This is a genomic window from Pseudomonas sp. R38(2017) (genome assembly GCF_002112395.1).
In the GTDB taxonomy this organism is placed as follows: domain Bacteria; phylum Pseudomonadota; class Gammaproteobacteria; order Pseudomonadales; family Pseudomonadaceae; genus Aquipseudomonas.
In genome coordinates this window covers 91,401-103,916 of record NZ_NEHN01000015.1, presented here as the reverse complement: position 1 = coordinate 103,916, position 12,516 = coordinate 91,401, and the positions used below count along the sequence as shown (strand labels likewise).

The following is a 12,516-nucleotide window of genomic DNA, read 5'->3' as shown; positions in this document are numbered from 1 at the left end:
TGTTTTTCAGAAGATACCCTATCTGTTAATAGATCTTCCCAAGGGGTTGGCGGGAATTTAACGTGGCCTGCATGAAGTCACAAGCGTCAGGAGCAAGGGTTATGCAGGCAGTAGATTTCAACTCGGACATGGGCGAAGGCTTCGGCCCGTGGACCATCGGCGATGGTGTCGACGACGAACTGATGACATTCATCAGTTCCGCCAACATCGCCACCGGTTTCCATGCCGGGGATCCCGGCACCATGCGTCGCACCGTCGAGCTGGCCAAGCGTCTGAAGGTCGGCATCGGTGCGCATCCGGGGTTTCGCGATCTGGTGGGATTCGGGCGCCGACACATCAATGCACCGGCTCAGGAACTGGTCGACGACATCCTTTATCAACTGGGCGCACTGCGAGAACTGGCACGGGTGCAGGGCGCGGCGCTGCAACACATCAAGCCTCACGGCGCGCTGTACATGCATCTGGCCCGGGACGAAGAAGCAGCGCGTCTGCTGGTGGAAAACCTGCAACGGCTGGAACCCGATCTGTTGCTGTATTGCATGCCGGATTCGGTTATCTGGCGTGTCGCCAAAGAGCTCGGCCAACCGGTTGTTCGCGAATTCTATGCAGACCGCGAATACGACTTGAGCGGCTCCATCGTCTTCACCCGCAATGTTCGCGCCTACGATCCGGAATTTGTCGCCGCCCGTGTGTTGCGCGCTTGCCAGGAGGGCGTGGTGCGCACCGTCGAGGGTGAGGATCTGCCGATCGAGTTCGACTCCATCTGTCTGCACAGCGATACGCCGGGGGCTTTGGCGCTGGTCGAGGCTACCCGCAATGCGCTCGATGCCGCCGGGATCGAGGTGCGCCGACCTCGCTGAATAAAAAACGAAACACCCGGCACACAGACGCCGGGGTTCAAACATCGATTTTTTGCCTGCCTTTCTACAACTATTCCAAGAGGAACAGACATGGCCGAACACTCTGTCATTACCCCGTTACCCGGGACTTTCTACCGAAAGGCCACGCCGGATTCGGCGAACTACGTCGAGGTCGGCGATCCTGTCAGCGCCGACACGGTGATTGGCCTGATCGAAGTCATGAAGCAGTTTTCCGAACTGACCGCCGGGACGGCGGGGCGCCTCAGTGCCTTTCAGGTTGAAGACGGTGATCCGGTGGAGCCGGGTCAGGTCGTCGCTACGCTTGATAGCGAGTGAGGGCGTGAACATGACTCAACCCATTCGTAAATTGCTGGTCGCCAACCGTGGCGAAATCGCCGTGCGGATTATCCGTGCAGCCAAGGCCCTGGGCATTCCCACCGTTGCCGCGTGCAGCGAGGCCGATATCGACTCTCAGGCTGCACGCCTGGCTGATGAAGTGCATCTTCTGGGGCCGGCCCGTGCCGATAAAAGCTACCTGAGCATCGAGGCGTTGCTGGGTGCCCTGCAAGCGACGGGCGCCAATGCGGTTCACCCTGGATATGGTTTCCTGTCCGAGAACGCCGGGTTTGCCGAAGCCGTGATTGCCAGCGGTGCGATTTTCGTCGGGCCGGACCCGGACACGATCCGGCGCATGGGCGACAAGGCCGAAGCGCGGCGTACTGCTCAGGCGGCAGGTGTTCCAGTGGTGCCGGGTTCGCCGGGCGAGCTGTTTGATGTCGAGTCGGCGCTTCGGGCGGCGGAATCGGTTGGTTACCCGTTGCTGATCAAAGCCTCGGCCGGTGGCGGCGGGCGGGGTATTCGCCTGGCAGAAAATGCCGCGCAATTGAGTGAAGAATTTCCCCGTTCGCAGCGCGAGGCGCAGGCCGCTTTCGGTAATGGTGCGGTGTATCTGGAGCGCTTTATCGGCAAGGCCCGGCACATCGAAGTACAGGTTCTGGGCGACGGGAAAAACGCCGTGCACCTGTTCGAGCGCGAGTGTTCGCTACAGCGCCGGCGTCAGAAAATCTTTGAAGAAGCACCGTCGCCCGTACTGAACGCGCAGCAGCGGGAGGCACTTTGCGCCAGTGCCGTACGCTTGACCGAATCCCTCGGCTACAAGGGGGCGGGCACGCTGGAGTACCTGTATGACGACGTCACCGGCGAGTTCTTCTTTATCGAGATGAACACCCGAATCCAGGTGGAGCACCCGGTCACCGAACTTGTCACCGGCATCGATCTGGTGCAGACGATGTTGCGAATTGCCGGTGGGGAACCACTGGGCCTGAAACAGAGTGACATTCGCCTGAATGGCTCGGCCCTGCAAATGCGCTTGAATGCCGAAGACCCGGCGCGGGATTTTTTCCCCAGCCCCGGTCTGGTCGAATCGCTGGTCTGGCCGCAAGGTGAAGGTGTTCGTGTGGACACCCACCTGTATGAAGGTTATCGGGTGCCACCGTACTATGACTCGCTGTTGGCCAAGCTCATTGTGCATGGGCCGGATCGCTCCACAGCCCTGGCGCGTGCCCGGACAGCAGTGGCGCAAACCTTGCTGACGGGCATGGCCAGCACCTTGTCGCTGCACGCTGAACTGCTGCAACAACCGTGGTTGCAAACCGCCGACTTTCATACCGGGACGCTGGAAAACTGGCTGTCCGCACGCCGCAGCGGGGGGGAAGCATGAGTCGTCCGATCCGCTACAGCTTTGGTGCCGATGAGCATCTGTTTGCCGAAGTCAGTGAAAGCATGTCCCTCGAGGCGTTTTTCAAGGGCATGGCGGTCATCCGCGCCGTGGAGCGGTTGAAACTCGATGGCGTACTCGATGTGTGTCTGGCCAACGCATCCTTTCAGATCCGCTTCGATCCGGATCGCATTGCGCCGCAGACCTTGCTCGAGGCGGTGCAGGGCGCCGAGGCAGAAGCCGTTGCCGAGCGCACATTGCAGACCCGGATCATCGAGATCCCGGTGCTGTACAACGATCCCTGGACCCACGAAACGCTGATGCGTTTTCGCGACCGGCACCAGGACCCGAGCGCCACGGATCTGGAATATGCCGCGCGCATCAATGGTCTGGCGGACGTCGATGCGTTCATTGCGGCTCATAGCGGTGCGCCATGGTTTGTCTCGATGGTGGGATTTGTCGCCGGTTTGCCCTTCATGTTCCAGATGGTCGAACGCGAACGTCAGTTGCAGGTGCCCAAGTATCTGCGTCCGCGTACCGACACGCCGAAGCTGACACTGGGGCACGGTGGCTGCTTCGGTTGTATCTACTCGGTGCGTGGCGCCGGTGGCTATCAGATGTTCGGTGTCACACCGGCCCCCATCTACGACCCGCAACAATCGCTGGCGTACCTGAAGGAGCACATGGTGTTTTTCCGTCCGGGCGACATTGTGCAGTTCAAACCAATGGATCGTGCAGCGTATGACCAGGCCGTTGCGGAGGTGGAGGCCGGGCAGTTCGATTTACGGATCCGGCCGGTAGAGTTTTCACTGGATGCGTTTCTCGCCGACCCGGTCGGTTATCCCGTGTCGCTGCAGGAGGTGTTGGCATGATCAAGGTACTCAAACCCGGTCTCGCCACGTCGGTTCAGGATCTGGGTCGCGAAGGTTACTACCACCTCGGCATCCCGCCGTCCGGCGCGCTCGATCAATATGCGCTGAGAGCGGCCAATCATCTGGTCGGCAACGCGGCGGATTGCGCCGCACTGGAGTGTACGTTGCTGGGCCCTGAGCTGGCGTTTCAGCAAGACGCACTGGTCGCGGTGTGTGGCGCGCACATGGCGCCTCGACTCGATGGTGTGGAAATGCATCACGCCACCGCGTTCGCGGTGAAGGCCGGCCAGGTTCTGCGTTTCGATTTTCCCAAGGCCGGTGCCCGGGCTTATCTGGCGGTGGCAGGCGGAATCGACGTGCCGCTGGTGCTGGGCAGTCGGTCGACTTATGCGCTCGGGGCGTTGGGCGGTTTTGCCGGACGCCGCTTGATCGCCGGAGACGAATTGCCGGTGGGCAAAGCCAGCGGCAAGGGGCGTGCCGGGGCCAGTCTGCCCATGGCGCTGCGCCAGTCACTGGGCGGGGAGATCACGCTGCGCGTGGTGCCGGGGCTTTATTACGATCGCCTGACCGCTGCGGCAGCGAAGAGCTTTTTCGCCGAGCCGTGGACTGTCGGATCGGAAGCTGACCGCATCGGCTATCGCTTCAAGGGCGGCAGCGCGCTGGATTTCCAGCCGCGAGAGCAACCATTTGGTGCTGGCTCCGATCCGTCGAACATCGTTGACAGCTGCTACCCGATCGGCTCGATTCAGGTACCTGCCGGCCTCGAACCCATCGTGCTGCATCGCGATGCCGTATCGGGTGGCGGTTACGCCATGATCGGCACCGTCATCAGTGCCGACCTGGATCTGATCGGCCAGATGCAGCCCAACCAGAAGGCTCGCTTTGTAGCGGTCAGCCTCGACGAGGCCCTGGACGCACGGCGTTCCTACAAGAAAAAACTCAGCTGCCTGAGCAAGCTTTTCCCTTCCTGACTCTGCCCGCCGCACCGCGCGGGCCCTGCCACACGCCAGGCCAACGCCGCACTTCGGTGCGGTGAAGGCTGCCCGCGCTTCAACCTTTGACTGGTTCTGGAGTACACGCATATGGCTGCTTTATCGCAATCGAGTCAAACCGGGCAAGATCCGGCCCATCATCCTGTTCCCGCCGAAGCCCGCATGGGCCGACTGTCTCTGACCATGGCCTGGTGGGCCGTGTGCAGCGCCATGTTCTACATCGTGGTCGGCGCTTCGCTGGCCTTGTCTTTCGGCGCACGCAATGCGCTGATCGGGATGGTGCTGTCGGTGATCAGTTATGGGCTGGTGAACAGCGTTCTCAGCCGTTTCGCCATGCGCAGCGGCTGGTCGGTCGCGTTGTTTTCAAGCGTGTTGTTCGGCCGGACCGGGGCATGCCTGGCCACGCTGATTTTCTTTTCGACGGCGATTTACTACGCCGTGTTCGAAGGGTCGGTGATCGCTGTGGCGCTCAATCATCTGTATCCGGAACTGGTCTATCCACTGGCTGCCCTGCTGGTGGTGCTGTACAGCGTGCCGATGATTCTGGGTAGCGTGCAGCACTGGCTGGACAAGCTCAACGGCGTGTTGTTGCCGGTGTACCTGGGCGGTTTGCTGGTGGCGGTCGGGCTGTCGATCAGCCGTTATGGTTACCAGCCGCAATGGCTCGATTTCGGCCCGGAAACCCCTGCGACCTTCGGCTGGTGGGATTGCTTTGTGGCCTACATGGGCGTCTGGATCCTGATGCTGTTCACCTTCGACTACGCCCGTTTCGGCAAGCCGCAGGACGCTCAGTATCATGGGCGCTGGAACTTCGGCATGCCGTTTTATGCCGTGACGTTTCTGCTCAACGGCGCGGCAGGCATCTATCTGGTCAGCAGTATTCCCCATGAAGGCGCGCTGAACGAAGTCTCTGTGGTAATGGCAATTCTTCAGTTGATGGGGCTGTGGGGCCTGCTGTTCGTCTGGGCCACGCAAACCCGGATCAACACCGCCAACTACTATCTGGCGACCCTCAACATGCAGGCATTCTTCGGTCGTTTCGGCATACGCGGTTCGTACCTGCTGTGGGCAGTGGTGGTCGGGGTAATCGTGTACGGCTTGATGCTCGCTGACGTGTTTTCCTACTTGCTCAAGGCATTGGCGTATCAGGGCATTTTTGTGGTCGCCTGGGTCGGTGTGGCATTGGCGCAGATTGTCTATGGCAGCAATGACGAGGGTGCACTTGAACGCAGCCCGGCGTTCAACCCGGTCGGCCTGATGGCGTGGTTCGCTGCCACGGCACTGGGGTTGTTGCTGATGTGGACGGGCGGTGTTCCCGGCAGTTTTTCTGCGCCGGCGACGGTGGTGCTCGCGTTCGGCTTGCAGGCCGGGCTTGCCTATCGGCATCGGTGGGTAGGGCAGAGGGCAAGTTGAGAGGATCAGCGTTGGCCCGCTCGACGGCGGGCCAGCGTCGCGAGTGCACACTTATGTGATTCTGATATCAGTGCTATCCAATTAGTGCTGTTTATCAATCAATCTTCGAAGGGTAGTTTGCATCGCCGCCGCACGGGTGAAGCTGCGCTCTTGCGCCACCGCCGAAAAGATCGCGAGCAGGTCGTAGCTTTCAACGGAAATTGATGCGCCCCTGTTATGAACTGCTGGCGATTATGCCATCAGCCATAACAATCAGCCGACTCTAAAAACCTGCGTAACGGCTCGGGTCAGGTCGATTTTTTACGCATTCTTTACGGTGGAGGATTGGGTTCGCATCGATACTGGCCGCGTTTTTTTGACCGCACCTGAGCCTTGTATTCCTGAAGGCTCCGGTCCGTGTATTGCCCAAGGATGGCATGCCACTACTTCCCGCCGTTCGAGAGCCGCGACCCTTGAGTAAAACCAACGAAAATTCCCCAACCAAGACCTCGGGCGCAGCCATGCTGGTGGCCGCTGTCGGTGTGGTTTACGGGGATATCGGCACCAGCCCCCTCTACACCCTCAAAGAAGTGTTTTCCGGCCACTACAGCGTGCAACTCAATCACGACGGTGTGCTGGGCATTCTGTCGCTGGTTTTCTGGTCGTTGATCTGGGTGGTCTCGATCAAGTACGTGCTGTTCATCCTGCGGGCCAACAACCAGGGTGAGGGCGGCATCATGGCGTTGACGGCATTGGCCCGTCGCGCGTCGGCGCCTTACCCGCACTTGAGCAAAGTGCTGGTGTTGCTCGGTCTGTTCGGTGCGGCGCTGTTCTACGGCGACAGCATGATCACTCCGGCGATCTCGGTGCTCTCCGCGGTAGAAGGGCTGGAGCTGGCGTTCGATGGCATCGAGCACTGGGTGGTACCGCTGTCGGTGGTGGTGCTGGTGGCGCTGTTTCTGATCCAGAAACACGGCACGGCGCGGATCGGCATCCTGTTCGGCCCGGTCATGGTGCTGTGGTTCGTGGTGTTGGGCGCGCTTGGGATCTACGGCATTTTGCAGCGCCCCGAGGTGTTGCAGGCGCTGAACCCGATCTGGGCGGTGCGCTTCTTTACGGCCCATCCGGGCATGGGCGTGGCGATCCTCGGCGCGGTTGTCCTGTCGCTGACCGGTGCGGAAGCGTTGTACGCCGACATGGGCCATTTCGGTCGCAAACCGATTGCCCGCGCCTGGTTCATGCTGGTCCTGCCCGGCCTGGTCCTGAATTATTTTGGTCAGGGCGCGTTGATCCTCGGCAACCCGGAAGCGGTGCGTAACCCGTTCTATCTGCTGGCCCCGGAATGGGCGTTGCTGCCGATGGTCGCGCTGTCGACGCTGGCGACGATCATTGCTTCGCAAGCGGTGATTTCCGGTGCGTTCTCCCTGACGCGCCAGGCCATCCAGCTGGGCTACGTTCCGCGCATGTTCATCCAGCACACCTCAAGCCAGGAGCAGGGCCAGATCTACATCGGCACGGTCAACTGGGCGTTGATGGTCGGTGTGGTGCTGCTGGTGATCGGTTTCGAATCCTCCAGCGCCCTGGCTGCCGCTTATGGCGTGGCGGTGACGGGCACCATGTTGATTACCACGCTGCTGTCCGCCGCCGTGGTGTTGTTGCTGTGGAAGACGCCGCGCTGGCTGGCGATCCCGATGCTATTCGGTTTTCTGTTGGTTGACAGCCTGTACTTCGCGGCCAACGCGCCGAAGATCCTGCAGGGCGGTGCGTTTCCGGTGATCGCCGGCATCGGCCTGTTCATCCTGATGACGACCTGGAAGCGCGGACGCAAGATCATCGTCGAGCGGCTCGATGAAACCGCGCTGCCACTGCCGTTGTTTATCAGCAGCATTCGTGCGCAACCGCCTCATCGGGTGCAGGGCACGGCGGTGTTCCTGACGGCGCGGGCCGACGCCGTTCCCCACGCGCTGCTGCACAACCTGTTGCATAACCAGGTACTGCACGAGCAGGTGGTGCTGTTGACCGTGGTGTCCGACGACAGCCCGCGAGTGCCAGTGGATCGTCGCTTTGAAGTCGAGTCCTATGGCGACGGCTTCTTCCGGGTCAACCTGCATTTCGGTTTTACCGAGGAACCGGATGTGCCAATGGCGCTGAGCCTTTGCCACCTGGCCGAACTGGATTTCAGTCCGATGCGCACCACGTACTTCCTCAGTCGTGAAACGGTCATCCCGACCAAGCGTATCGGCATGGCCAAGTGGCGCGAGTATCTGTTCGCGTTCCTGCTCAAGAATGCCAACAGCAACCTGAAGTACTTCAAGTTGCCGTTGAATCGGGTGATCGAGCTGGGCGCGCAGGTCGAAATGTAAGGCCGGGATGCGGCTCAGGGCTGCTCGATTCTGACGGTGACACACAGACCGCTGCGCTCGATGACGTCGGTAAACCCCAGATCAACCTTGAGCCCCGTGCGATCGGCAATCGCCTTGACGATGGACAGCCCCAGCCCCGAGCCCGACTCATCGGTGCCCAGGCTGCGGTAGAACGGGTCGAAGACGCGCGCCTGTTCTTCCACGGCAATCCCGGGGCCGGTGTCGCTGACTTGCAGGACGACCGCCGCTTGCTCGCGCTTGACCGAGAGGTCGATACGCCCGCCGGGCGGGGTGTAGCGGATGGCGTTGTCCACCAGGTTGCGGATCAGGATCAGCAGGTCGGTTTCATTGATGCTGACCTGCACATCCTCGCTGCTCTTGACGCCGATATCGATATTCTTGCGGTCCGCCAGCGGCAGCAGGTCTTCCAGAATCCGACGGTAAATGTGCAGGACTGAAACGCGGGTCGGCGCTGCATTTGAACTCGACTGCGCGGCAGCCAGGCTCAGCAATTGATCGATCAGGTTTCGGCTGCGCTCTATGCCCCGGGACAGCGGCAACAGGCGTTCGCGGGCGGCGGCCGGCATTTGCGTGGCGGCCAGTCGTTCGGCTTGCAGGGACAGGGCAGTCATCGGCGAGCGCAGTTCGTGGGCAGCATCGGCGACAAAACGCCTCTGGTTGTCCACGGACTGGGCGACGCGACCGAGCAAGCGGTTGATGGCCACCACAAACGGCCGGATCTCGCTCGGCACATGGCTTTCGTCCACCGGGTGCAGGGCCTGTTCGTCACGCTGGTCGATATCGGCCGAGAGCGTGGCGATGGGGCGGAACATCTTGCGCACCAGATCGCCCACCACCAGCAACAGCACCGGAAACAGAATCAGGAACGGCAGCAGGCTGCGCCAGGCGCTTTCGCGGGCCTCCTTGTCGCGCACGCCGGTTTCCTGGGCGACGACGATGCGTTCGCCACGGGCGGTGGTTCTGACCAGCACGCGAAAGTCTTCGCCGGTCACCTTCAAGGTCGACAGGCCGTCGGGCAGTGTGGTGGGGAAGGGCAGTGGCAACAGGGCGTCGTCATTGCCGTCCGCTTGGCTGCCGTCGGCCAGGTATTGCACGATGACCCTGGATTCTTCGTTGTCGTCGTCCACGGCCTGAGCGGCGGGGTAGTGCAGGGTCATTTGCTGGCGGTCGTACAGGGCCGCCACCTGACGCAAGGTTTCATCCTGCATTTCGTGGGCCTCGTCCAGCGCCGAAACGAACGCAAACGCCGCGGCCAGCAGCGCAACGACCAGAATCGCCAGCGACAGGGTGAGCGACAGCCGCAGTTGCACCGAATCCCTCAGGCGCCTTTTGAAACCATCCATCCCATTCCCCTGACGTTCTTGATGACGTGACTGCCGAGTTTGCGTCGCAGGGCGTGAATCAGAAACTCCACCGCGTTGCTTTCCACTTCATTGCCCCAGCCATAGAGCCGGTCTTCCAGTTCACTGCGCGAGAGGATTGCCCCAGGCCGGATCAACAGGGCCTGCAACAGGGCGAATTCGCGACTGGACAACTGCACGTCCGGGTTGTCGGCGGTTGAGGCTTGTTTGGAGACCAGATCGAGGGACACCACGCCGTTGTCGAGCAAGGACAACGCAGTCCCGCCCTTGCGCCGCAATACTGCGCGCATCCGCGCCAGTAACTCGGCCATGTCAAAAGGCTTGAGCAGGTAATCGTCAGCACCGCCATCGAGGCCGCGCAGGCGATCGTCGAGGCCGTCCCGGGCGGTGATGATCAGCAACGGCACCGGGTTGTTGCTAGCGCGAATGCTGTCGAGCACGTCCAGTCCGTCCTTGCCGGGCAGGCCGAGGTCCAGCAGCACCAGGTCGTAATGCTGGGTGTCCAGCGTGGCCAGTGCGGTGAGGCCGTTCTTCACCCAGTCGGTGGCGTAGCTGGCGTCGTTGAGGGCGCCCTGGATGGCATCGCCGATCATCGGATCGTCTTCGACCAGTAATATCCGCATGACCCGCTCTCCAAAAAAATAGCGCGACGGGCAGGGCCGTCGCGCTTGTATTGAAGCATCTGTGCCAGGGTTTGTCCGGCCCCGGATCAGGCGTTGCCCTTCAGCGAGTCGAAGGCCTTGAGCAATTCGTCCATCCGCGCCTTGCAGTCTTTCTGCTGCGGGGCGCTGGCGCGCAAGGTGTCGAGCGAGCGGTCGATGGCCTTGTCCAGCATGTGCCAGTCGCCGGCGGCACGGGGTTTGATCCCGGCTTCGGCCGAGTCCCAGGCGGTTTCCAGATCCTTGATCCGGGCCTTGGCGCCGGGCAGATCGTTTTTATCGACCAGGGCAGCGACGTCGGCGGCGATGTTGCGGAACTCGGACAGATCACCCAGTTTGGAGGCGGCCTGGCCTTGTGTGCTGACGGCTCCTGCAGCGGCGTTTGCAGCAGGTTTGTCCGCCGGTTTCGAGCAGCCGGCAGCAATGCTCAGCAGGCAGATGGACGAGACGATGGCAACGTGACGAATGAGGTTTTGAATCTGGCGCATGATGATTCCTTGATGAAAGTCTGAAGGTTTACTGAGCGATGGCTTTGCGATTGCCGACGCTGATCTGCGCGACGGTGACCAGCAGGACGATGACGCAGAGGAAAATCGCGCTGGTCCAGGTCGCGCCCATGCCTAGGCCGCCGTAGGTCTTGGCCTGCGTCAGCAGGTCGCCGAGGGACGCGCCGAAGGGGCGCGTCAGGATGTAGGCGATCCAGAACGTCAGTACGGTGTTGGCCCCCAGACGCCAGGCGATCAGGGTGGCCGCGATCAACGCGCCGAAAATCACTGCGCCGACGGTGAAGCCTAGGCCCAGTGCTTCAGTGGCCAGGTCGCCGGCGGCGGTGCCTAGGGCAAAGGTGCAGAGCACCGTGGCCCAATAGAACAGCTCCCGGCGCGGGGTGACGATTTCGCGGATCGACAGGCTGCGTTCGGTCCGGTACCAGATCAGGAAATTCACCACCAGCAACACAGAGAACACCGCCGTGCTGGTGTAGAGGCTGACGTCCAGCATGTCGGTCAGGATGTCGGTGATCTGCGTGCCGACGATGCTCACCAGCACCACGGTCAGCCAGTAGATCCAGGGGGTGTAGGCCTTGGTACGCAACTGGGTGAACAGCGCGATGGCCAGCAGCGCGGCCATGCCGAGGCTGGTCGGGCCGGCGCCGAAACCGGCGTCGACGGCCAGAAAGTCGGCACCGGTTTCACCCACGGTCGTGGACAGGATCTTGATCACCCAGAAGGACAGCGTCACTTCGGGCACTTTGTTGAGCCAGTCGGCTATGGCGGGTTTCATGGGTGGATGGCCTCTCCTGAGCAGCGCTGAATGTGCGCAGGAGAGAAGGTATCCAGTGAAACTTAGCTGAGCCTGAGGGGCGCGCGATTGTCAGCGCAGCGGCACGTAAATATCCGTTTGCCACTGATCCTGCGGGATCTCGGGACTGATGCTCAAGTACTCGAAAAACAGCGGGTGATCGCGCAGTTCTTCGCCGCTGGCGGGCAGCCAGTCACGGTAGACCGGGTAGATGGTTTCACCGATGTGATCGGTGGAACCTGTGTGACGCACCACTGCGCAGCGGCCGGCAGGAATGTTCAGCTCGCGGACATTGAATTCATTCGACGCCACCGCTTCACGGATTTCGCCGCAGATCGCGAAATGAAAATCCTCTGGCGGCGTCGTGTCAGGGTTGCCGTAAGGAATCCCGAAGGTGCGGCTCGATGCCACCGGCGACTGCCCGCTCTGCTGTCGCCACTGGATGAAGCGTTGCACGCTTTGATTGACGAGGCCTGGTGGCCCACGGTGATCGAGCGCCGCGACCTGGACTCCGGGGAAGTCGACGATTCGTACCTGCATGGTAATGCTCCTTGAAAAGTGAGGTATGGCGAAGACCGTGTGCCAGACGCTCCAGTCCGGAGCCTTGCGAAATGCCCCCGGCGAAGTGCCGAAGGCTCGCTTGAATGCCCTGGAAAACGCTTCGGGACTTTCGAACCCCGCGTCGAGCGTGGCTTCCATCACCGAATGGTCGGGCAGGGTGCTCAAACGGTGCGCGGCACGGCGCAGGCGCATCAACTGCACATAGCGCGAGACGGGCACGCCGACGTATCCCGTGAACTGCCGGTGAAAGTGGAACTCGGAAAAGTTCGCTACCTGGCTCAGCGCTTTCACCGACAGATCGCCCTCAAGATTGGCGTCGATGTAGGCGAGTACGACGGTGAAGCGCTTCGCGTAGGCAGTTTGCGTCGGTGCGTCTGGCACGGAGTGAAGCTCCTGAAGTAACGGTCGGCCCTAGAATC

General features: G+C 61.5%; 12 protein-coding genes. 7 read left to right on the top strand and 5 right to left on the bottom strand.

The features are described 5' to 3' along the window. Positions 1-101: 101 nt before the first annotated feature. The 7 genes from CAF87_RS28405 to CAF87_RS28375 all read left to right on the top strand — a co-directional run bounded on the left by CAF87_RS28405 (position 102) and on the right by CAF87_RS28375 (position 8,196). Positions 102-860 carry a 5-oxoprolinase subunit PxpA gene (locus tag CAF87_RS28405; protein ID WP_085733952.1) on the top strand — a complete coding sequence of 253 codons (759 nt, stop codon included), beginning with the start codon at positions 102-104 and terminating at the stop codon, positions 858-860. Between the two features lie 90 nt (positions 861-950). Continuing rightward, positions 951-1,196 (top strand): acetyl-CoA carboxylase, encoded by a 246-nt coding sequence (locus CAF87_RS28400; protein WP_085708515.1) that lies wholly within the window; start codon positions 951-953, stop codon positions 1,194-1,196. Positions 1,197-1,206: 10 nt separating this feature from the next. Then, positions 1,207-2,580: an acetyl-CoA carboxylase biotin carboxylase subunit gene (locus tag CAF87_RS28395; RefSeq protein ID WP_085733953.1), complete on the top strand. Its 1,374-nt coding sequence runs from the start codon at positions 1,207-1,209 to the stop codon at positions 2,578-2,580. Next, on the top strand, positions 2,577-3,449 hold the full coding sequence (locus tag CAF87_RS28390; RefSeq protein WP_085733954.1) for an allophanate hydrolase subunit 1: 873 nt from the start codon (positions 2,577-2,579) through the stop codon (positions 3,447-3,449). The genes CAF87_RS28395 and CAF87_RS28390 overlap by 4 nt, the downstream gene beginning before the upstream one ends. Next, entirely contained in the window at positions 3,446-4,420 is a 975-nt protein-coding gene (locus CAF87_RS28385; protein ID WP_085733955.1) for a biotin-dependent carboxyltransferase family protein, read from the top strand. The genes CAF87_RS28390 and CAF87_RS28385 overlap by 4 nt, the downstream gene beginning before the upstream one ends. A gap of 183 nt (positions 4,421-4,603) precedes the next feature. Then, positions 4,604-5,854: a cytosine permease gene (locus CAF87_RS28380; RefSeq protein ID WP_256576067.1), complete on the top strand. Its 1,251-nt coding sequence runs from the start codon at positions 4,604-4,606 to the stop codon at positions 5,852-5,854. 500 nt (positions 5,855-6,354) lie between these two features. Next, entirely contained in the window at positions 6,355-8,196 is a 1,842-nt protein-coding gene (locus CAF87_RS28375; protein ID WP_085733957.1) for a potassium transporter Kup, read from the top strand. A gap of 14 nt (positions 8,197-8,210) precedes the next feature. Here the strand turns inward: CAF87_RS28375 and CAF87_RS28370 are convergent, their stop codons facing one another. The 5 genes from CAF87_RS28370 to CAF87_RS28350 all read right to left on the bottom strand — a co-directional run bounded on the left by CAF87_RS28370 (position 8,211) and on the right by CAF87_RS28350 (position 12,478). Next, positions 8,211-9,560 (bottom strand): ATP-binding protein, encoded by a 1,350-nt coding sequence (locus CAF87_RS28370; RefSeq protein ID WP_085733958.1) that lies wholly within the window; start codon positions 9,558-9,560, stop codon positions 8,211-8,213. Beyond that, positions 9,536-10,201 (bottom strand): response regulator transcription factor, encoded by a 666-nt coding sequence (locus tag CAF87_RS28365; protein WP_085733959.1) that lies wholly within the window; start codon positions 10,199-10,201, stop codon positions 9,536-9,538. The genes CAF87_RS28370 and CAF87_RS28365 overlap by 25 nt, the downstream gene beginning before the upstream one ends. Positions 10,202-10,287: 86 nt before the next feature. After that, on the bottom strand, positions 10,288-10,725 hold the full coding sequence (locus tag CAF87_RS28360; RefSeq protein WP_085733960.1) for a hypothetical protein: 438 nt from the start codon (positions 10,723-10,725) through the stop codon (positions 10,288-10,290). A gap of 28 nt (positions 10,726-10,753) precedes the next feature. Then, a complete protein-coding gene (locus tag CAF87_RS28355) occupies positions 10,754-11,518 on the bottom strand; it encodes a hypothetical protein (protein ID WP_085733961.1) in 765 nt (254 codons plus the stop codon). Positions 11,519-11,608: 90 nt separating this feature from the next. Further along, the gene (locus CAF87_RS28350; RefSeq protein ID WP_085733962.1) at positions 11,609-12,478 is read right to left on the bottom strand and encodes a GyrI-like domain-containing protein; all 870 of its coding nucleotides are present in this window, start codon (positions 12,476-12,478) and stop codon (positions 11,609-11,611) included. Positions 12,479-12,516: the final 38 nt, after the last annotated feature.

Coding starts and splice junctions, on each gene's coding strand:
- CAF87_RS28405 (WP_085733952.1), top strand. CDS start 102: ATGCAGGCAGTAGATTTCAACTCGGACATGGGCGAAGGCTTCGGCCCG.
- CAF87_RS28400 (WP_085708515.1), top strand. CDS start 951: ATGGCCGAACACTCTGTCATTACCCCGTTACCCGGGACTTTCTACCGA.
- CAF87_RS28395 (WP_085733953.1), top strand. CDS start 1,207: ATGACTCAACCCATTCGTAAATTGCTGGTCGCCAACCGTGGCGAAATC.
- CAF87_RS28390 (WP_085733954.1), top strand. CDS start 2,577: ATGAGTCGTCCGATCCGCTACAGCTTTGGTGCCGATGAGCATCTGTTT.
- CAF87_RS28385 (WP_085733955.1), top strand. CDS start 3,446: ATGATCAAGGTACTCAAACCCGGTCTCGCCACGTCGGTTCAGGATCTG.
- CAF87_RS28380 (WP_256576067.1), top strand. CDS start 4,604: ATGGGCCGACTGTCTCTGACCATGGCCTGGTGGGCCGTGTGCAGCGCC.
- CAF87_RS28375 (WP_085733957.1), top strand. CDS start 6,355: ATGCTGGTGGCCGCTGTCGGTGTGGTTTACGGGGATATCGGCACCAGC.
- CAF87_RS28370 (WP_085733958.1), bottom strand. CDS start 9,560: ATGGATGGTTTCAAAAGGCGCCTGAGGGATTCGGTGCAACTGCGGCTG.
- CAF87_RS28365 (WP_085733959.1), bottom strand. CDS start 10,201: ATGCGGATATTACTGGTCGAAGACGATCCGATGATCGGCGATGCCATC.
- CAF87_RS28360 (WP_085733960.1), bottom strand. CDS start 10,725: ATGCGCCAGATTCAAAACCTCATTCGTCACGTTGCCATCGTCTCGTCC.
- CAF87_RS28355 (WP_085733961.1), bottom strand. CDS start 11,518: ATGAAACCCGCCATAGCCGACTGGCTCAACAAAGTGCCCGAAGTGACG.